Here is a 20,385-nt window from a genome sequence, read left to right on the forward strand (position 1 = left end):
TAAACCTCCCATACCTCATCCTTGATTGTCTAATGCTTTCTGATGAATCTCCAGATACTTATCCAGCTGAAGCCCCTTAAATCCGCTGACATAGGCATCCCAATCCTTCTCGATGTCTTTGCTGCCGGTTACGAACTGCGCCAGGTTCGATTTCACGTAATCCTGAATCGTCTTCTGAATCTGCGCGATAAAGGTTGCGTCTTTCGGATCGATGAACACATCGGTCGGGTACACTAACTCCGGTTTGGCAAAAGGCTCATATTTCTTGGCAGCCAGCCATAAACGATACTCGTAGGCTCCGTTGCCGAGCGGATCTTCAGGAGCAACAAAGGATTCGCGGAGGGAATTCACCATCAGCATCGTGCCGAGCTGCCACCAGGTTACGTCAAGGGATCCCTCGGGCACATCCCGCTTCAACGCTTCGTATGCGGCCGGCTCGCCGTTGTAATCAAGCGCACCGGACTCCGCCTTTCGCCATCCGTCTCCCTCGAACCCCCAGGAAGTCATGACGGTGCCTTCTTCAGAGAACAAGTAATCCGCCAGCTTGATCGCTGCGATCCGCTGCTCCTCCGTCGCTTTGTTCGTAATGACAAACGATCCGTCACCTGCTCCGACGCTATAACCTGCTAGCTGTACGCCATTCGGTCCTTTCAGCGGGGGAACGACATCGTATTCCTTATGGCGGGGCTTGGCGTCGGTCGGCTCCAGCACGCTGCTGATCAGCGCATAACCGACGGTGCCGACCACATTCTCCGCTTTGTTGCCAAGCTGCTTGACGGCATCGCCGTTCTGCGTAAAGGCTCCTTTATCGATCAGTCCTTCGCTATAAAGCTTACGCAGATATTTCAGCCCTTCCCTCCATTCGGGCTCAGCCGCCGACAAAATCACCTTGCCATTCTTCACGCTTAGATAAGTCGTGCCATTGTTGTATATAAAAGCGTTCATCAAAAAGGCGTCAACTCCTCCTCCCCATACATCGAGCGAAGTGGTCATCGGAATTTCGTCAGCCTTTCCGTTGCCGTTCGGGTCCTGCTCCTTAAAGGCTTTCAGCACTTCATAGAACTCGTCGGTGGTCGTTGGCATTTCAAGCCCTAACTTCTCGAGCCAGGTCGTATTGATCCACATCCGCTGGCCATACGTGCAGTGCAGGCACTCGTTCACCTTCGGAAGCGCGTATATATTGCCGTCCGGGGCCGTCATGGCGGATTTCAAATAGGAAACTTCCTCCAATGCCTTCTTGATGTTCGGCGCATGCTGGTCGATTAAATCATTCAAAGGGATAAAGGCCCCCTGCATTCCGTACTTGATCTGATCCGCCTTGGATATGCCGGCATTCATAATAAGCGCCGGATAATCCCCGCTGGCCAGCATCAGCAGTTTCTTGTCGTTGAATACCGCGTCGGGCGTCGTATTCCATTTGAATGTAATCCCCAGCTTCTCTTCGATATGCTTGGAGAATGGATTGACATCGAGGCTCTCGATGCCGGCGGACTGAGGAGCGAATACCGATAGTTCAACGGGTGCCCCCGACTCCGGAGGGCTTGCCGGATTTCCAGTTCCTGTTTCGCTCGATTTGCCGCAAGCGGATAAAACCAGCACTGCCGCGAGAATCAGACTTAAACCTAATCCAGTGAACCTTTTCAAATCAATTCCTCCCTAATATGGAATGTCTGCCCGTACTTCATAAACGAAACCTAATTTTGCATATACCCCCTATGTGTCCGATCATCGGAATTACCCATTCTATACTGCCGGCCTCACCTCCTTCACAATAAGCAGGAATCACCCTTTCAAGGACCCGATCATCACGCCTTTGACAAAATACTTCTGCACGAACGGGTAAATGACCAGTACCGGGGCGCTTGCCACCACGATCAGCGAATACTTCAGCAGATCCTTCAGCCCTTCGCGGACCAGCAGCTCATTCACGTTGGTCACCATCTCGGCGCTGACGGAATTCAGGATCAGAATATCCCTCAGGAAGATTTGAAGCGGAAACAGGCTGCTGTCCTTTAAATAAATCAGGGCATTGAAATAGGAGTTCCAATGGCCGACGGCGTACATCAGCGCGAGCACGGCCAGGATCGGCTTGGATAACGGAAGGACGATTTTCAGAAAAAAGGTAATGTCGCTGCTGCCGTCCATTTCGGCCGCTTCGGCGAGCTCCTCCGGGATCGTGGTTTGAAAAAAGGTTCTGGCGATGATGACCTGAAACACGGCTAACGCACCCGGTATGATCATGGCCCAGCGCGTGTCGAGCATGCCGAGCGACTTCACGAGCAGATAGTTCGGAATGAGCCCGCCGTCAAAAAACATCGTGAACACCAGCAGCATCATAATGAGGTTGCGAACGTAAAACGTCTTTCGGGCTAATGGATATGCAAGCATCACCGTGAATGCGACGTTGACAAGCGTGCCGACAACGGCATAGAACAGCGAGTTGCCAAACCCGATCAGAATATTGGAATTTTGGAACACCGCTTTGTAGCCGATCAGGGTTACATCCACCGGCCACAACCACACTTGGCCCGAGGACACTGCGCCCGGGGAGCTGAAGGATGCGCTTACAATATGCAGCAGCGGAAACAGGATGACGATCAGTACGACAGACAGAAACAAATACACGATACCAAGGAAAATCCGGTCTGCAGCGGACTCCCGTACGGTTGATCTGCTCATGCGATTCCTCCTACCATAGACTTGTGGATGAGACTTTTCTGGATACGTAATTGACGATGACCAAGAGAATGAAATTGATAACGGAATTGAACAGGCCGATGGCGGCGGAGAAGCTGAAGTTCGCACCGAGCAGGCCGACCTTGTACACATAGGTGGAGATGACTTCGGACGTGTTCTGATTCAGCGGGTTTTGCATGAGATATATTTTCTCGAAGCCCAGGCTCATCAGATTGCCCAGATTCAATATGAGCAAAATGACGATGACCGGAAACAAGCTGGGAATATCGATATTGATGATTTTTTGAAACCGGGTCGCCCCGTCCACTCGGGCCGCCTCGTACAAATCGGGATTGACTCCCGCCAAGGCCGCAATATAGATGATGGCGCCGTAACCGGTGAACTGCCATACATCGGACCAGACATAGATCGATTTGAACAGCTCCGGCACGCCGAGAAAATCAACGGTTTCCAGTCCCAGCGCCCGGAACAGGTTGCTCATCAGCCCGGTGTTGGGCGAGAGGTTCACGATCAGAATCGAGACGATGACAACCGTTGAAATAAAGTACGGCGCGTAAGTCACCATCTGGACGGTTTTCTTGAATCGGCCGTTCCTGATCTCATTGAGTGCCAGCGCCAACAGAATGGGGGCAGGGAATCCAACCAGCAGGCCGTACAGGGAAATCTCGAGCGTGTTGCGGACATACTGCCAGAAGAACGGCGCGTCGAACAATTGCCGGAAATAATCGAACCCTACCCAGGGACTGCCGAAGATCCCCTGTACGACGTTGTATTCCTTGAATGCAATCAGTACGCCGAACATCGGAACGTATTTGAAGAGGATGATGTAGACTAACGGGAAGAACACGAGCAGGTAGAACTGCCAGTGCTTCATCAGCTTCTTCCTCGTTCGGTTCATGGGCTTGTTCGATGGTAGATTCGTTGGTGCCTGTGCATCTGCAGGTACTGGAATTGCGCTGCTCATACGAGCCAATGGGGTCACCCTCCTTCGCTTTGTGTTGGTCCCAAGTTTAGAGCGGACGGTTCCATCCGATCAATAAACAAGATTCTCCGAATCAACGTATTTCCGCGAGCAGGGGAAAATTTCAGAGCCGGCAGGCCGTGAGAGCGATAAACCTTTTTCCGCCGCTAAACCTCTCTCCGTTGACGGCAAAAAAGCCCGCAGGACAGCATCGTCCGCAGGGCTCTCTGCTTGGTTATATACGCATGACCTAGTCAGAAGGATTCTCTACTTGATCAGTATGCATGAAGCAGTCAGAAGGATCGTTAGTTCCCGTAATTCTGCTGCTTGGTAGCAGCTTGCTCACGATAATCCCCCGGCGACATTCCCATCAGCTTTTTAAACATCCGGCCAAACGAGATGGCGTTGGAATACCCGACTTCGGTGGCGATATCCTGTACGGGCAGCAGGGTTTCTTCCAGCAGTCTCCGGGCATGGTTCATCCGCAGCTCGATCAAATAATCCACGAATTTCTGGCCGGTCTCCTCCCGGAACAGCTTGCTCAGCGTTTTCCAGTTCATGCCGAAGCGTTCGCTTAAATAATTGAGGGACAGGTCCGGGTTGCTCGAGTTTTGCTCCATAAACAAGCGTACCTTCTGAATCGTGTCCGCATGATTTCGGCCCTCCATGAGAGCGAGGATGCTGTCGTACAGAGCGGATAAAGCCTCCCCGAGTTCCTGTTCCAGCTCCTCCAGCGTATCGGACGACTGAAGCGCGTTCCGTAAGGCAGGCTGCCCCTCCGTAAGCCACAATTCCTGAAATTCCTTCGCCATGCAGGACATTTCGCGTCCCAGCGAGTACATCATGTAATCCGCCAGGTTCACCACGCCGTCCCGGTCCAGCATGTTCTGCTCGATGTTATGGATAAGGGTGCTGTATTTCTCCTGCCAATCCTTGTTGACGAGCCGGAAGGACTGCGCCATCGAGCGGATCAGGTTCAGAAAATCGAATGCATTCCCCCGGTCCTCACCGGATACTTCGGCGTAATGAATGATTCGGTTGTCGCCGAGGATCATTTTGTATTTCAATGCGGCGCGTGCCTGCTCATAGGATTCCGGGATATCCGTATACCGCTCCGCTTTCTCCCCGATGCCAACGGTTATGGTCAGCTTCAGGTGCTCCTCCACCCACTGGCGGGCTTGCTCCAGCAGCGTGGCCACATGCCGATTTGGATCCTGATCTTCCGCTGCCGCGAGAACTCCCAGCTTCGAGGCTGAAATCCATTCCGTCCAAAGCATCGTTTCCTGCCCGGCCGCAATTTCTTGAACGACGCTTTTTAAGGCAAACTTGATCAGATACTGGTCCTGCTGGGGATACTGTTCGCAAAACAGCGGGTATTTATCGATTTCGATGACATTGACGATCTGTGGTTGGGACAGGTCCGGCAGCCCCATGGCTTCGCGCTGCTCGTTCCACTGCTCCAAATGGGACGGGTACTGCCCCTCCATCAGCTGCTGGAACAGATACGCTCTGCGCAGCAGCAAATCCTCCCGATGCTGCTGTTGAAAGCTGCTCGCCTGTTCCAGCAGGCTCTCCAGCGCCGATTCGATAAAAGCAAACTCATCCTGTTTGCCGCCATGGAGCAGAACGCTCGTTTTGGTCTGCGAATATTTCGAAATCCGGGACACGATGGCTTCAATCGGCTTATAGTTCCGGCGCGTGACAAATACGATCCAGACCACGCCGGCCATGCACATCAGAAGGCCGACGATAAACCAGACATTGTACAATTGGCTGACGATACCCACCACCCTGCCTTGGGTAAGCCCCCCTTCGTAAACCCATCCGGTGTAAGGGGATATCGCTTGGGACACAAGTTCCCCGTGCTCGGCGCCTGAGGTGCCGGCGATCAAGGAACGGCCCCCCGTGTCCATCACATGAATGAAGCTAACTTCGGGATTAACCATGCCCTGAATCAAGTTATGTATGGCGTCCACCTTGATATTGACGGCAATCACGCCTTTGCCATGGGTAACGAAGGGGGCATCCCGTACCAGGGTGACCACCTGCTGCGTGCTGTTAAAGCTGAATTCCCGGAAATTCCGCATGGCACTCCATTTTGCTTCGCTATTGACCTGGCTCAGATAAGGCTGGAGAAAGTCATAATCCGCATAATCCTGCAAACGGAAAGTGGACGAAGAGCTTAGGACGAATTCATCCTGGGTTCGAACGAGGACCATGGAATCCACAAGCGGGTTGGAAACCTTGAACTGCTTCATGGCCTTCACGGCCTGCATGTTCAAATAGACGTTGTCCTGATCCTCTTGATTGAAAAATCCCGACATATCAGGGTTGAACAGCAATTCCTGCACCAGCATCTGATCGATGGCCTTCAGCGAATTGTCGACCGAACGCATCGCCTGCTGAATCATCGTCTCATTAGCCTGAATCGCGCCCTGCCGCGACTGTTCCCCGAGCATTTGGAAAAAGACAAAAAACACAAAGGAAATCACGATAAAGAAGACCGGCATATACGATAAAAGCTGACGGTAAAACCACGCTTTCCTTCCCATAGGCATCCCCCTGAGCGATTAATTCCTTATCTCGTCATCGATTGAAAGTAATTTCATCATAGAAGAACGGACGGGGTTTACCAACACTTTTTTGAACCTCGGAAGAAAAACAAGTCTAAAGCATCACGACTTCCATAGCATTTACACCGCCCTTAACCTATGGTAATTATCCATTGCTCGGCAAAGAGCGGTCAGCCGCCGACAGACCGGAACTATGGATTCGGAGGAGTGGGCACCGCCGGTTCTCCCTCACGTCCAAGCCGCCGGCTTGCCGTTTCCCTGCGGCCCGTCGCAGGAACATGAGCTCCTGCTTTGGCCAAACCGAATCTCGGCATGTTGTTGTACAGGCATTCATGCTGCCCTTCCTGAACAAGATAGGTTTCGTGAAATATCCCTACGTCCCCTCCCGTTCCGACCTTGCGGTTGAAATCCCGCCATGCCTTCAGGTGATTGGCTCCGTGGCGTGCATAATGCTCCAGGTGTTCGAAGCTTCTCCAATATTGGATGAGGGTAAGTCCCCGCCCTGAAAAATGATAGGTACCGTCCATGAAGCCGAGCTCCTCCTTGTTCCGGTACAGCTCCTGAAGCATCGGGGTCATGGCATTCATGACAGGCAGCCACTTATGGACCGCCCACCACTTGTTAATCCGAAACCCGATCACGAATACAACGAAAGATCCGTCCATATGTGCGGTATATCGACCTGGAATCACTTTGCCCATGCTTGTTCACTCCTCTTCCTTTATTTCAAGCAGACCTAGGTGCGTTTCGTAAAAGCAGCCGATTTCCGTGGAATTGTACAACTGAGCCGTCAGAAACGCGCCATAAAAAGTGGTGAAGCAGATCTGCACGGCTTGCTCCAAGGTAAGGGCTTTGTTCAGCCTTCCGGCTTGATCTTCATCTTTCATGAACTGCTGGAACAAATCGTACATGTTGGGTGATCGGCTTCCCGCTTCCTCGTGACCGGGAAAGAGCAGCGATACTTCCGCAGGGCTCAGCTCCGGCATGCAGGGCTGCATGTTCTGCTCTGCGAGAAAGGAGATCAGGCTAGGCATCATACCAGGCCTCACTTGATGTTCCTTAGCCACTTGGGTTAGCAGATGCCGGAACGCCTGAAACCCTTTTTTCCCTTCCGTATCGATCTCGATGACCCGCTCGGTCAGCCATATCCGCATAAAATAAATCAGCAGATCCTCTTTGCGTTGATAAAACTTAAAAAAAGTGACCTTGGATATTTCTGCGCGCTTGCAGATGTCCTCCAGCATAACTTGGCTGAACATCCGGTCCTTCATCAAGGATAATGCCGCTTCATACAGCGTGATTTTGTTCTTGGCTTTTTTTAATTCCCTTAATGGGATTTCCGGATCCATTGTGATTAGCACCTCTCAAAAGTTAACTTATGTAAATAAATTAACACGAGTTAATTTATTTTGTCAACTTAGCCAAACAGACAGACAAAACACCCCTGACATCAGCAAGGCTGATGCAGGGGTAACGTTTTACGTTCACACTGTCTTTTGAATATGGCCCCTCTTCATTCACCAGTACATATCCCAATCTTTAAAGACCCTCACCAACGCCTCGAAATAGAAATAGTCCCCCCAAATGCAGCATTCGTCGATTCCGTTGCCAAGCGGCTTTCCGTAGACCGCATGCTGCAGAATGCCGTTGGATTCAGGGAGCGTTGCCGTCGTATATCGATCGCTTAAAGACGCCAGGATACGCAGTGCCGCGTTCTCGTATGTACGGCGCTGCGGATGCGAGAGCGGTAAACGCTTGGCCAGCTCCAGCATTCCGCATACCGAAATGGCGGCTGCCGAGCTGTCCCTCTCTTCCTGCCCTTCGGTGAATATCAAATCCCAATAGCACACATCATCCTCAGGCAGCCGATTCAAATAGTAATTCGTGACTCGCTCGGCATCATGCAGCAGTGTTTCTTCCTTCGAATAGGCATAACTGAGCGGCATACCGTAAATGGCCCAGGCCTGACCGCGGGACCAGCACGAATGATCCGCATATCCTTGGGACGTTTGTCCAAACCTTGGTTCTCCGCTCTCGACATCCATATAATACGTGTGATAAGTTGAGGAATCCTCGCGGATCAAATAACGAGCGGACTGCCGTGCATGGCTTATGGCAGCGCGCCGATACTCCGGTTTGCGGGTTTCCTCCGTCGCCCAATAGAGCAAAGGCAAATTCATGCAGCAGTCGATGATCATTCGGCCGCGCTGTGACGGCCTGTCTAGCTTGCCCCAAGCCTGAATGATCCCGGCTTTCTCGAAATACCGCTCCATCAGCAGGTCTGCTGCGGCCAAGGCAATCCGTCTCGCTTCTTCATTCCCGGTCAGCTTATAAGCGGCAACGCAGGACAAGGAATACAAAAATCCCAGATCATGCGTCTCCGTGGCGATGCGTTGCTCTACGCGCTCCTTGTAGCTGTGGAGTTGAAGCTCCGCAATCGACCGGTACTTCGTTTCCCCCGTGATCTCATAAGCAAGCCACAGCATCCCGGTCCAGAAGGACGAGGTCCATTCCGTATTGCCGATTGGCTCATAAATATGATTGCGGCTTGCAGGAGATGGAAAACGGCTCGAAAATGTATCTAAATTCTCATCGATCTTATGCAGCACGAATTCGATGGCGGCTTCGGTCCTTTGCCGGGTCCATATCGTTGCCTCGCCGTATTTAAAAGGTTGCTGGATCGCTTCCATGGTAATTGGCCACTCCTCTCCTCGCTTAAGCGTTACTGCCCGCTTGCGCTCACCCGATATTTACCGGGGGTGACCCCCTCCAATTTCTTGAATGCCCGGATGAACACGACATCATTGGTATAGCCGACCAGTTGGGCCAGCTGCGCATTGGTCAGTTCCGATTGCTCCATCAATGTCTTCGCCTTCTCAATCCTCGCGCGGGTAATATAGTCGGTGATATTGCATCGATTCATCTTTTTGAAGAAACTCGAGATATACTGCGGCGTCATGCCGAAATGGTCGGCGATCATACCGAGTCCTAAATTATAATCGGTTAAGTTTCGGTCGATGAATGCCATCATATCCTGCTGCAGCTGGATGCTGTGATCGCTATGCTCCGTATGAAAGAGACAAGTCAGTTTGTCATATAGCCGCTTGGTCTCGGCTTGCATTTCATCGCTTGTGGAACAACCGAATATGTGTTTTACGGGATCAAAGCTCGGCCCCAGCAGGCTTTCATGATCCGTGTTCGTCAAATTCAGTATTTTCAGAAAGGTGCTGATGATATTGAAGAACAAGCATCTTCCCAGTTCCGGGGTCATCCCCGCCGATTTAAAATTCATCGTATAAATATTGTCCAGCAGCTTGGCGACATTTTCCGTATCGCCGCTTCTCACATGGTTGACAAGCTGCGTCTCGAATTCGATCGGATAGTAATAATGATGCTTGATGTCCCGTACGTGCCCGAAGTGAATGATGGAGTTTCTGCCGCTGAACATACGGTAATCCAGGGCGGCCATGGCTTCCAGATAAGCGCTGCCGATCGTTCCGTTTCCTGTGTGTACGCTGCTGACGGCAATCGTGACGGAAATATGGAAACGGTCCTCCAGTACCCGGAGCAATCGCTCTGCAATCTCATGAAGGAAGAGCTGGGCTTCCGCCTCCTCAACCGGATGGAAATTAACCAGGATCGCTACCCGGTCGCGTTCCATATCGACGGCGAATCCCTGATGACCCGAATTTGCGATATCCGTGCCGATATTCGAGATAATAAACCGAATTTGCGTCCAACCTTGCTCGGATGGCTCCGGCGACAGCCTTGTAATATCCACGGCTTGAACAATGATTACCGCAAACTTGTCGGACGCGAAGTGGATGCCCATGGTAGCTAATGTCGGCCCCCCTTGATCCCCCGCATGATCCGGATCGATGTACCCCCGAATGAGCCTTGACAGAAAATCGGCGCGGATGACGGGCGTCTGCCTGAACAGTCGCTCCCTCAGATGCCGCTGCTCAACGAGCGAGCCTTCGATCGTTTGCAATATGAAATCATATTCGTTCGCGGCCGGCTTATCCTGAATCGGCTTTCCTTGAAGAATGGCATCCACCACCCGTTTGACGGGACTGTACTGTCGGTATGCAAACCAACAAGCAACGGCCGCTCCTGCGACAAGCGATGCGACAAACACCGTCAGCGCCATTCTCTTCAGCTGTGCTACTCGTTCCATGACACTGTCCATCGGCATGACGGACACATAATGCCAGCCGGCCTCCTTGGATTCCGTAAAGGTTACCATGCTGTCCGTGCCATTTAATGCTGTCTTGAACAATCCCGATGGACCGGTTAATCTTTCCGTCACCTGCGCGGACAACTCCGAATCCGATGAGCTTGCAATCACGCCCCGTTCCTTATCGAGAATATATATCTCGCTGTCGTTGGCGGACTCGATTTGGCGGAACATCTCTTGAAGCTGCTGTCCATCGATCATAATAACCAGCGTTCCCCGGATATTGGACACGTCATGAAGCGGAAGGGATTGCGCATAGGTGATCACATCCGCCGGGTTGCCATTTCCTTGGTTCGGGTTCTGCAGCAGCACATCGGAGGGCAGGAACGCCTTGTTGTGGTAGCTGCCAAGCATTGTCTGCTTCCATGTTTCAAAGTCCATATGCTCAAACCGGTAATACTTGTCGTAAAAGGTTCTGGCATCCGTCCGCAATCCAGGCTTCAGGATGACGTCTCCGGCTTGCAGATGAACATAGTAGTCCTTCACGAATCCGCTTACAAACGATTGATAGCGATTTAAATAATCGCGGAGGAATTCTACCTGGCGGTACGCCCCTCCTTGATCATGCCGATCAAGATTCAGCAAATAAGCCAGTTTGGGGTTAAACATGATTTGCTTAGCCAAAATATCCACTTCTTTAAGCTTGCTGTCCATGGATAGCCGCAGCTGCTCCAGCATCGCCGAATTTGAACGCTCCGCATTGTTTTCCATCACGTTTTCCACCCGTCCATATAGAAAAAGCCCCACGGTCATAGGCAACAAAAGGATGAGCATATACGAAACGATCATGGTTTTCAAGACGCGTCCCCGGCTGCTCTTTCGCTTGCCGGGAAGAAGGCCGGGTATCGAGATCATGTCGCATTCCTCCAAGAAAATGTATGGAAACCTATTTCTTGAATCCTTCGCCGAACGGACCAGCAAACCCTTTAAAAATTTTGGTCACCCAGGTGAGAAGCGTCCCCATTAAAGGGATGTCTAAGTTTGGGGTACATCGTAGTATTTAAAGCGCCTGAACCAATCGCACGGAACGAAGCTTCACGGCAGCCGCCTGCCAAATTTCTGGTCCAAAAGGTTTGGGCTTCGCAAGCTTGCTCGATAAGGTCAACGCATACGTGCCAGGATTCTCTATTACGATCCGCCCGATCGATGAATGTATCTCAGTGTACGGATGCTGACAAGAAATGGAGTCGCTGACGACCTTATCCTCTCGGGGAACACACGCAATCGTCTGTCCTGCTGCCCGTACGGTGACTTCATGATCATATTCCTGTTCCCAAGCGGCATCGGATTTTTTGAAGTTGACGAGGATGACTTCATATATGCCGGACGACGCTGCCTTGAAGGTCCACCGGGCCTCGTTCATCCCGTTGCCTGTCGTTATTTCCGACAGGACAAGATCCAACTTAACAGCGCCGTTTGCCTGTTGGATAAAACCCTGATCTACATCGTTCCTGCCATCGAGTTCCAATGCTATAACCGATACATGGTCTTCTGGGGGAAGTTCAGGCAATCGGATCCGCATCTCGTGATGGTCCGTTTCCGGCCGATAGCTCTGGTGCACAGGAAGACATGTACTGGGGTCCGTGAGCAGATAAGCTTTTTCAACCGTATTTCTTACGCCGTTCAATACCAATTCTTCCGCAGGCCAATAGCGATTGTACACATGCAGGAAGAGCGTATCTCCTTTCACCGTAACCGCTCCCCATTCCAGCTCATAAGGGAACGGGCTTGCGCTTGTGCCGTAAACCGCCTCTCCATTTCGCCCAAGCCATTCGCCGACTTCCTCCAGGCGCAGAACGGATTTTTCCGGAATTATGCCTGTTTCCGTAGGGCCGACATTGAGCAGCAGGTTCCCTCCCTTGCTTACGATGTGCACCAACTTTCGGATCAGAGCATCCGTCGATTTCCACACTTGATCCTTGGTGCTGTACCCCCACGATTGATTTAGGGTCATCGGCGTCTCCCATTCCCGCGTTTCCTCGCCATGCATCGGGATTTCGTTGTCACCCTTGGATTGGTAGTCACCGAAATCAGGCCAATGGCTTACCCTGCTGTTAATCAGGCAATCGGGCTGAAGCCCACGGATCATGTTTACCATCGCTTCGCTCTCCTTCTTCGACAATCCCCCGGAGGTGTCGAACCAGAGCAGCCCGACCGGACCATATTCCGTCAGCAGCTCACGCACTTGTCCCTTCGCTTTATGGTTCCAGTAACTAAAGAACGCCTTCTTCTCCAGCTCATAGTCCCATAGATTGTTAAACGTATCGTGAAGCGCATGCGGATGATGCCAATCAATGACATGGGAATAATAAAAGCAGAGCCGGATTCCTTCCTCCCTGCAAGCCTCGGATAATTCCTTCAACGGATCCCGGCCGAATGGAGAAGCATCCACGATATTGAACGGGTCCATCCGTGAATGGTACATGGCGAAACCATCGTGATGTTTGGCCGTGATGACGATATATTTCATGCCTGCCCTTTTGGCGCAATTGACCCAAGCCTTGGCATCATACTGCGTCGGATTGAATTCTTCGGCGAGTTTCTCATATTCCTTTACCGGTATTTTGTTGGCATACATGACCCACTCCCCTTTGCCGAGCAGCGAATATACCCCCCAGTGGATGAACATGCCGAATTTGGCATCCTTCCACCACTGCATCCGGCTCTTGCTTTCCGTTACGATATCTAATGAGTCTGCCATCGTTCTCCTCCTATTCCTTAATGGCGCCGATCAATACGCCTTTGACGAAATATTTCTGCAAAAACGGATACAGAAGCAGTATCGGCAATGTGGAAACGATAATCGTTGCATATTTAATGGTGTCCGCGATCGCCATCCGGTCTCCCGAGGCCTCCGTCATCATGCTGTCGGTCGTATTGGTTATGAGAATTTCACGGAGCACGAGCTGAAGCGGGAATAGCTCCCGGTCCCTTAGATAGATGAGCGCTCCGAAATATGAATTCCAATGTCCAACGGCATACCATAAAATCATGACGGCGATAACGGGCATGGACAGCGGAATAATGATCCGGAACAGAATGATCAGATCGTTCGCCCCGTCGATTTTCGCCGATTCCTCAAGACTTATCGGAACGGACTGAAAGGCAGTCCGCATAATGATCATATTGAACGTCCCGATCATCCCGGGGATCAGCATCGCCCAGATCGTGTTCAGCATCCCCAGGTTATTGATCAGCAGATAAGTCGGAATCAGCCCGCCGCCGAAAAACATGGTGATGACGATCAGCATCATCAGGACATTTTTGAAGTACAAATTTCTGCGGGACAGCACATATGCGCCGATCGCCGTGGCCACCAGATTGATGGCCGTTCCCGCCACAACGTAGATTAGCGTGTTCCGATATCCCGTCGTAATCATCGGATTGTTAAACACCGCCTTATAGGCTTCGAAGTTAATATCAAGCGGCGCGAACAGCAGCCCCCGGTGCTGGGCCAATGAAGCGGGATCGCTGAACGAAGCGAAGGCAACGTACACGAACGGATATAAGGTGACGAAGCAGAGGCCCGTCAGGATCAACGCATTCAAACAGACGAAGGTTATCTCGCCTGCGGATCGATTGTTAGCCATGGATGCCCCCCTCTCTACCACAGTTTATGTTCGCTGACCCGCTTGCTGATCGAGTTCGCGAGTACAAGCAGGATGAAGCTGACCACCGCATTGAATAAACCAACGGCGGTCGTGAAGCCGTAATCCGTCTCCAGAACCCCTCTTCTGTAGACAAAGGTCGAGATCACGTCTGCCGTTTCATAAGTAAGCGGGCTGTACATCAGCAATACTTTTTCGCTGCCAACGCTAAGCATGGAGCCCATATTGAGAATGAAAATGATGATGATCGTCGGCAGCATGCCCGGCAGCGTGATGTGCAGCATCTGTTTCCAGCGGCCTGCGCCGTCCATCTTGGCCGCTTCGTACAGGGTCGGATCGATAGTGGCGATGGCAGCAAGATAAATGATCGAACCCCAGCCCACGCCTTGCCAAATGCCGGAGCCGACATATAGCGTTCGGAACCAGCTGGCCTCGCTCATGAACGGAATCGATTCGATGCCGAAAAATCCCAGAATCTGATTCACCAAGCCATCTCTTGCGAGAAAATCGAACATGATCCCGGTCACGACGACGATGGATACGAAATGCGGCAAATACGATATCGTCTGAACCGTACGCTTAAACAGCCGACTGCGGATTTCGTTCAGCAGCAGGGCAAGGATAATCGGTGCCGGAAACGCGAAGATGAGCTCATAGACATTGATCAGCACGGTATTGCGCAGAAGGCGTTCGAAATAATAGCTGTTAAAGAAATTGCGGAAATGCTCAAATCCGATCCACTCGCTTCCCCAAATACCGTCGGCAATGCTGAAATCTTTGAAAGCCATCAACAGACCGTACATCGGTCCATAGTGGAAGACGGCATAGTATAGAATAACGGGGAGCGCCAGTATGTAGACGAATTTGTTCCGTTTCAAATCGTTCGCAATCGTTGTCCATTTCCCTTTGCGATGCTCGAAGGGATACTTTTGGGTTGCTGACAATCGAAATCCCTCCCTCCAAATCAATTTATATTGCGCCAAGAGCGGCGGAGTCTGCATGTTTCCGCCGCTTCAGGACGTTTACCGTTTACCGTTTACCGCTTACCGTAACGCTCCAAGGCTTTCTGCTGTATTTCCAGAGCTTCGGCAAGACCCATGGATTCGATGGTTTTCACATACTTGTCAAACTGATCCAAAGGTTCGGCGCCCATGACGAACTTCAAGTACATCTCGTCCTTGTACGTGTTGATGTCCGTCATGATGGAAGCATAGCGGCTGCTCTCGGATTGGGTTGGCGTTGTGCGCGGCATTTTCTTCTCCATGGTCGGCTCTGCCCAGATGATCTTGGATTCCAGCTGATCCGGCTCGGTGGTGTATTGTTGATCGAACCGAATATCAAGCATGAACGGTCCGCTGAAGGTTGCGCGGTTGTGCTTGGACATGGACTGAATCACCGGCAGTCCGGAAGGGTCCTTCAATACTTCGGGCTTAAATATCGGCTTGCCGTCCTCCATCGAATAGCTGACGCCCTCTTTTCCGAAGTTAAACAACAGGGTGCCTTCCTCGGAATAGCCGTAATCCAGCCACTTCACCGTTTCAACCGGGTTTTTGTTGCTGGTGGTAACCGCTGCCCCGATTCCGTTAAACGCATGGTCCTTATATCCCCAGATTTGCTTGTCGCCCTTGTTCATCACGGGGTAGGGGGCTGCCACCAATCTGAAGTTCGGATCTTTATCCTTCATGAGCGTTCCATACTTGCCGATCCCGCTGCCGGTGTATAGAACCGCTGATCCGATTTGCCCGCCCGTAATTTTGGCCTCCAGCATTTTCTCATCGGTCGTCGCAAAGTCTTGATCAAGCAAGCCTTCCTTGTACCACTGGTTCATGAGCGTCAGGAACTCCTTAAACCTCGGGTCCGTCGGGCCGTATTTAACCTGACCTTCCTCTTGGTAAAACCCTGCATTAATACCCCATGCCCCGAGAAAAGCGGTTGTTGTATCGACATCTCCTTTCGTCAGATACAGGGGAATCTCATCCGCCTTGCCATTGCCGTTCGGATCTTGCTCCTTAAAAGCCTTCAATACGTTGTACCATTCATCAACCGTGGTCGGCATCGATAGCCCCAGCTTATCGAGCCAATCCTGCCGGATCGTCGGTCCGAGAAATACCTTAAGCTTGTCGTCGGTGCGCAGAAACGGGAACACGTAGATGCTGCCGTCATCGGTCGTAATTTCCTTCTTCCACTCCGGATGCTCCTCGAGCACCTTTTTAAAGTTCGGGGCATATTGGTCAATCAAATCATTGAGTTTGATGATTTTGCCGTCTTTGATCGCCTTCTCCGGCCCCCCCGGATAGCCGGCCCATGAATATTCAATCACGTCCGGGAGTTTATCCGAAGTCATCATGAGGTTGAACTGCTCCGTCGCCTGCTGGCCCTGCGGAGGATGCTGAAAATCCACTTTCACCCCGGTGATCCTCTCCAGCTCCTTATAGGCCTCGATTTCGTTATAACTCTTCATCGTAGCGGACACCTGGCTAACGATTTGCACCCAATACGTCAGTTCCGATAGAACCGGAGGGGCTTCCGGGTCCGACGCTACCTCCGGTTGTTCCTTGGCAGGACCGCCGCACCCTGCCGCCGTGATGGCCATGGTGACGACAAGCAAAACAATCCAGAATACTTTAAACCTGTTGACCTTCATTATCATTTGCCTCCCTTTTCCTTTGCTTGTTGTGTGAACTTCTGGTTTGTTAAGCACCACCTTACTGAACATTTTGGCGATTGAACACTGCCGTGTTTTCTAATTGTGCAATATTTTTTTAAGGCAGTACATTGTCTATATTTAATCTTGGACTGACTTATTTCATGATGATGGCCATTACAGAAATGAAGGGCGGCCATTTCGGCCGCCCTTCATTTCGCAAGCTGCTAGGAAGCCGAGCTGCGGCTTCGGATGTAGTCTATATCTTCAAGAAGCAGCTCCGCGAAGCCGAAATCGAGATGCTTGCCCTGCTGCGCCTTAATGGCATTCTCCAGGGAAGTGATCGCATCCTCAGCTGCTTCGCTTCCAGGCAAATGCTGCTGGAGATTCGCGATTTTGGCCAATAAGCTTTGCGTGATGCCGTGATTATCGATCCAGCCTTTCTCTTCCCCTGCCCTTACAATATCGTCGAGCTGTTCCTGATCGACAACAACTTCAAACGGGTATTCGCGAACCGAAATATTCCCGGCTGCATCTTCTGCCGTTATCCGAAGAGTGTGCGGTCCTGCTGTCAGCGTTAACGGCTCTCTAACCAGCGTTTCGGCAGCTTCCTTGCCATCCAGTTCCACGATGACGCCGGATACGCCGCTTAATGCGTCCGTGATGTGAGGTGAAATGGTGAAACGCTCGGTTTGGTATACGGACTGGGTCACGTTTGCCGTGATTTCCGGGCCGGTCCGGTCGATCTTCACCGTCTTGGAAGCTTCGTCGCTTGTCACACCAGACATCGCGGCCGCCCGGGCATGTATCGTTGTCTGACCTTCCGCTTCTACAAGTATGGGAGCCGTGTAATCCGTCCATTTGCCCTCGGATCCAATCTTGTACTGGCTTCGCATGCCCGCCGCTTCAGCTACCGGTGTCATAGTGATGGTGACCTTCACCGATTCGCGGCTCCACTCGGAATCCTGATCGACCTTGATCTCGGGAGGATCATTTAACGCGTGCGTCTCCCTTAAGCGCCAAAGTTCCTGCGAAGGTAAGGGTAAGTTCAAGGCGGCGATACGGGATTGAACCTCAGCCTTGGAATACGGAAGCGCCCATTTATCGAAGAACTCCGTCAGGTTCTCGCCTGCGGTTTTCGAGGCCATGATAACAAACGTGTCGATCTCTTCTTGGTTTGTCGCAGGCAGCTGTGATGCCGGCAGCTCCCGGTACGCCTTATGAAGCTCAGCATAAAAGTCCCATCCATATGCCAGGGAAAGCTGGCGGAACATCACGAGATAGCCGAAGAGATCCAGCTGGCCCGAAGTGCCGAACGACTTGCCCGGAAGATCGCTTTCGATATAATCAAATGCCCGATCGTAGAAGTCCTTTCCTTCCGCGTTCCGAATCAATAAGTTGCTGCTGTTGCCGAATTTTTCCTGGACATATAAAGAATAAATATTAACGGTAATTTCGCCCGTTACGTTCCAGTTCCAAGCTCCTTGCTGATACTCGTGGCCCGTCTCGTGCCAGAAGCCCCATCCACCCTGTGTAACTCGGGATATGTCCACGGCGTGGCCCGCCGAAGGATCGATGTGAAACATGATCGGATAGCCGGCGTGCATATAACCTGCACTAATCTGTCGATCCGCAACGTAACGGAACGGAAGGTCTATACTTTTGTGAGGCAGCTGTTGATCCGGGGAAAGTCCCGCGACTTCCTCGGTGTAGTCCACGATCGCGTCCCACTTCTCCACTAATTGCTGCGGATCTTCTAGCTGCCTGATATACTCGGACGGAAGCGTCAGGATCACTCTGCGTCCCTGAAGCTCTGCCCATGGAGCGGGATGATGCCGAATCGCGTCTTCCCATTCAGACGGTGAGGTCTCACCAAGGATATAATAAGGAGCACGAACTCCGCCGCTGATTTCAACATCCTTCGCGACGCTCGGCTGCGGTTTGGTCGGAATCAGGTAAATCAGGCCGCCATAAGGGCTGCGGATCCGATTCTCGCCCGAAAGGAGCGGCTTTCGCTGCGTTATGACCGGAGGTCGTTCCCATTCCGTTTTACTTGTCAAATTATCCGTGTGAGCCCCTACCTGCACATCTAAATTCTGGGTGCCTTCAGGAACATGAATCGTTACCCATTCTCCGGCCGGCGCGTATAACCCCGTGCTGATCCAATTCTTTGGAACCGTCCCTTGACGTAAATAGTCATAGGTTGAATAATCAAAATTCACGTGAACGGATTGTCCCGTCACTCTCGGGGCGTCCCCCGGAACGGCTCCAGGAAATTGATCGGCATAAGGGGATTTGGGTGCTGTCAGATCATTGCCGATCCGTCCCAATTGAAAAGCTAACAATGCGCTGGTATAGGGCGCTTTGGAACGGTCGAGCGGAAACGTAAGCTGGGACTCCAAATCGCTGGCATCCTGCTCGATCACGGCATACAGCGGGCTTTGCGGGGTGATGCTGCTAACGGTTCCGCCGGTCACCGAAGCGATGACCTGCAGCTTCTTGTCCGCGCCGGCGCCAGGTCGTCCGACGTTCACCTGATCCGGTGACAGCGTTCCAGCCTCAATCGCCTCGGCCTGCTCCAGCAGCTTTAGCGAATGATAATTGGCGGATTGCTCCGGTGTCAATCTGGGCAAGGTTTCCGTTCGAGTCGATGCCGTATTGTTCATCAGACCAAGACCCATCCGGTTCAATAGGCGCTGCACCGGGAAATCTTCACTGAGCCTGCCCGAACGGCCCTGATATTCATTCCCGAGGAAGACATGCGGATATTGCTCCATCACCCATCCTTTTAAGGGGACGACGACATGACCTCCTTGCGCGACGTAATGCTCGACGGCATCGACCTCGCTATCCTTCAGCGTCCCGTCAACATAAGCTACGGGGTAGCGGGACGGATCCAAATGCTCAGGCGTGAATTGCTCCAACCGAACCAGATCGATCGGCACATCGGTGTCGATGGTATAATTCTTCCACGTTGCCGACAACATGGGCAATCGCCCCTTGCCTTCCAACGCCTCCTGATAGGTTAACGTCTCGGAATCCTCCGTTAACCACAGGAGGATGTTGCGTGCCACCGTCTTCCGCTCATCGGTAATATCGGAGGTGAATTTGAAATAGGAATCATCGCCTGCAACAACGACTTTGCCTTTTCCGTAGCGAGCGGCTGCAAGAATCGGCGTCGTGTCCGGGTTGACCGCCAGGACGAAGGCTTGGTCTCCGATGGCAGCGACACCTCCGTTATAGGTGGCCGATACCGTCGGATAACCGGACAAATCCTTATAAATCACATCAAGATCATGCTGGGGCGCCATGCTCGCGGCGGTATTCGGGCCTAATACATGAACATCAGCTTGCTCCGTCATTCCATCCGCCGCCATCAGTGTCTTCCCTGCCGGCGGAACGGCCGCAAGCGTGCAAGCAACCGCCAATAACAGCTTCAACCACTTTTTGGTGTAGAAACCCATCAATCGCTCAACTCCTTTGTCGATGATTTCGTAATAGCAACGAGAAACGAAGTGCTACCGCTTCACCTCCCCCTCCTCTCCAGTTTCCTTTTTCCCACGTCCTAAATATAAAACGGCCGCCCGGAACACCATACAGTCGATATTTAAGATCGGACTGTATTTTTTCCGGACGGCACTAACTTTTTTAAATATTTGGTTGAC

General features: G+C 51.9%; 13 protein-coding genes. All 13 read right to left on the minus strand.

Annotated elements, in window-relative coordinates:
- Nucleotides 1-15: 15 nt before the first annotated feature.
- Nucleotides 16-1,644: an ABC transporter substrate-binding protein gene (locus GYMC10_RS23035; RefSeq protein WP_015736743.1), complete on the minus strand. Its 1,629-nt coding sequence runs from the start codon at nucleotides 1,642-1,644 to the stop codon at nucleotides 16-18.
- Nucleotides 1,645-1,782: 138 nt separating this feature from the next.
- Entirely contained in the window at nucleotides 1,783-2,679 is an 897-nt protein-coding gene (locus tag GYMC10_RS23040; RefSeq protein ID WP_015736744.1) for a carbohydrate ABC transporter permease, read from the minus strand.
- Nucleotides 2,680-2,689: 10 nt separating this feature from the next.
- Nucleotides 2,690-3,661: an ABC transporter permease gene (locus GYMC10_RS23045; RefSeq protein WP_015736745.1), complete on the minus strand. Its 972-nt coding sequence runs from the start codon at nucleotides 3,659-3,661 to the stop codon at nucleotides 2,690-2,692.
- A gap of 302 nt (nucleotides 3,662-3,963) precedes the next feature.
- Nucleotides 3,964-6,210 (minus strand): helix-turn-helix domain-containing protein, encoded by a 2,247-nt coding sequence (locus GYMC10_RS23050; RefSeq protein ID WP_015736746.1) that lies wholly within the window; start codon nucleotides 6,208-6,210, stop codon nucleotides 3,964-3,966.
- 212 nt (nucleotides 6,211-6,422) lie between these two features.
- A complete protein-coding gene (locus GYMC10_RS23055) occupies nucleotides 6,423-6,932 on the minus strand; it encodes a DUF4188 domain-containing protein (protein ID WP_015736747.1) in 510 nt (169 codons plus the stop codon).
- Nucleotides 6,933-6,938: 6 nt separating this feature from the next.
- Nucleotides 6,939-7,580: a TetR/AcrR family transcriptional regulator gene (locus GYMC10_RS23060; protein ID WP_015736748.1), complete on the minus strand. Its 642-nt coding sequence runs from the start codon at nucleotides 7,578-7,580 to the stop codon at nucleotides 6,939-6,941.
- A gap of 168 nt (nucleotides 7,581-7,748) precedes the next feature.
- The gene (locus tag GYMC10_RS23065; protein ID WP_015736749.1) at nucleotides 7,749-8,921 is read right to left on the minus strand and encodes a glycoside hydrolase family 88 protein; all 1,173 of its coding nucleotides are present in this window, start codon (nucleotides 8,919-8,921) and stop codon (nucleotides 7,749-7,751) included.
- 32 nt (nucleotides 8,922-8,953) lie between these two features.
- Nucleotides 8,954-11,323: a helix-turn-helix domain-containing protein gene (locus tag GYMC10_RS23070; RefSeq protein ID WP_015736750.1), complete on the minus strand. Its 2,370-nt coding sequence runs from the start codon at nucleotides 11,321-11,323 to the stop codon at nucleotides 8,954-8,956.
- Nucleotides 11,324-11,468: 145 nt separating this feature from the next.
- Nucleotides 11,469-13,169 carry an alpha-L-fucosidase gene (locus GYMC10_RS23075; RefSeq protein WP_015736751.1) on the minus strand — a complete coding sequence of 567 codons (1,701 nt, stop codon included), beginning with the start codon at nucleotides 13,167-13,169 and terminating at the stop codon, nucleotides 11,469-11,471.
- 10 nt (nucleotides 13,170-13,179) lie between these two features.
- Nucleotides 13,180-14,058: a carbohydrate ABC transporter permease gene (locus GYMC10_RS23080; protein ID WP_015736752.1), complete on the minus strand. Its 879-nt coding sequence runs from the start codon at nucleotides 14,056-14,058 to the stop codon at nucleotides 13,180-13,182.
- Nucleotides 14,059-14,072: 14 nt separating this feature from the next.
- Nucleotides 14,073-15,020, minus strand: coding sequence for an ABC transporter permease (locus tag GYMC10_RS23085; protein ID WP_015736753.1), 948 nt, complete (start codon nucleotides 15,018-15,020; stop codon nucleotides 14,073-14,075).
- A 92-nt stretch (nucleotides 15,021-15,112) separates the two neighbouring features.
- Nucleotides 15,113-16,720, minus strand: coding sequence for an extracellular solute-binding protein (locus GYMC10_RS23090; protein WP_015736754.1), 1,608 nt, complete (start codon nucleotides 16,718-16,720; stop codon nucleotides 15,113-15,115).
- A 227-nt stretch (nucleotides 16,721-16,947) separates the two neighbouring features.
- A complete protein-coding gene (locus tag GYMC10_RS23095) occupies nucleotides 16,948-20,184 on the minus strand; it encodes a M60 family metallopeptidase (RefSeq protein ID WP_015736755.1) in 3,237 nt (1,078 codons plus the stop codon).
- Between the last annotated feature and the right edge of the window lie 201 nt (nucleotides 20,185-20,385).

Origin of the sequence: Paenibacillus sp. Y412MC10, assembly GCF_000024685.1 — a bacterium.
GTDB lineage: Bacteria > Bacillota > Bacilli > Paenibacillales > Paenibacillaceae > Paenibacillus_AQ > Paenibacillus_AQ lautus_A.

Excerpts from the sequence above, each read along its gene's own strand:
- GYMC10_RS23040 (WP_015736744.1), bottom strand. The coding sequence starts at position 2,679 with ATGAGCAGATCAACCGTACGGGAGTCCGCTGCAGACCGGATTTTCCTT.
- GYMC10_RS23045 (WP_015736745.1), bottom strand. The coding sequence starts at position 3,661 with ATGAGCAGCGCAATTCCAGTACCTGCAGATGCACAGGCACCAACGAAT.
- GYMC10_RS23050 (WP_015736746.1), bottom strand. The coding sequence starts at position 6,210 with ATGGGAAGGAAAGCGTGGTTTTACCGTCAGCTTTTATCGTATATGCCG.
- GYMC10_RS23055 (WP_015736747.1), bottom strand. The coding sequence starts at position 6,932 with ATGGGCAAAGTGATTCCAGGTCGATATACCGCACATATGGACGGATCT.
- GYMC10_RS23060 (WP_015736748.1), bottom strand. The coding sequence starts at position 7,580 with ATGGATCCGGAAATCCCATTAAGGGAATTAAAAAAAGCCAAGAACAAA.
- GYMC10_RS23065 (WP_015736749.1), bottom strand. The coding sequence starts at position 8,921 with ATGGAAGCGATCCAGCAACCTTTTAAATACGGCGAGGCAACGATATGG.
- GYMC10_RS23070 (WP_015736750.1), bottom strand. The coding sequence starts at position 11,323 with ATGATCTCGATACCCGGCCTTCTTCCCGGCAAGCGAAAGAGCAGCCGG.
- GYMC10_RS23075 (WP_015736751.1), bottom strand. The coding sequence starts at position 13,169 with ATGGCAGACTCATTAGATATCGTAACGGAAAGCAAGAGCCGGATGCAG.
- GYMC10_RS23080 (WP_015736752.1), bottom strand. The coding sequence starts at position 14,058 with ATGGCTAACAATCGATCCGCAGGCGAGATAACCTTCGTCTGTTTGAAT.
- GYMC10_RS23090 (WP_015736754.1), bottom strand. The coding sequence starts at position 16,720 with ATGAAGGTCAACAGGTTTAAAGTATTCTGGATTGTTTTGCTTGTCGTC.
- GYMC10_RS23095 (WP_015736755.1), bottom strand. The coding sequence starts at position 20,184 with ATGGGTTTCTACACCAAAAAGTGGTTGAAGCTGTTATTGGCGGTTGCT.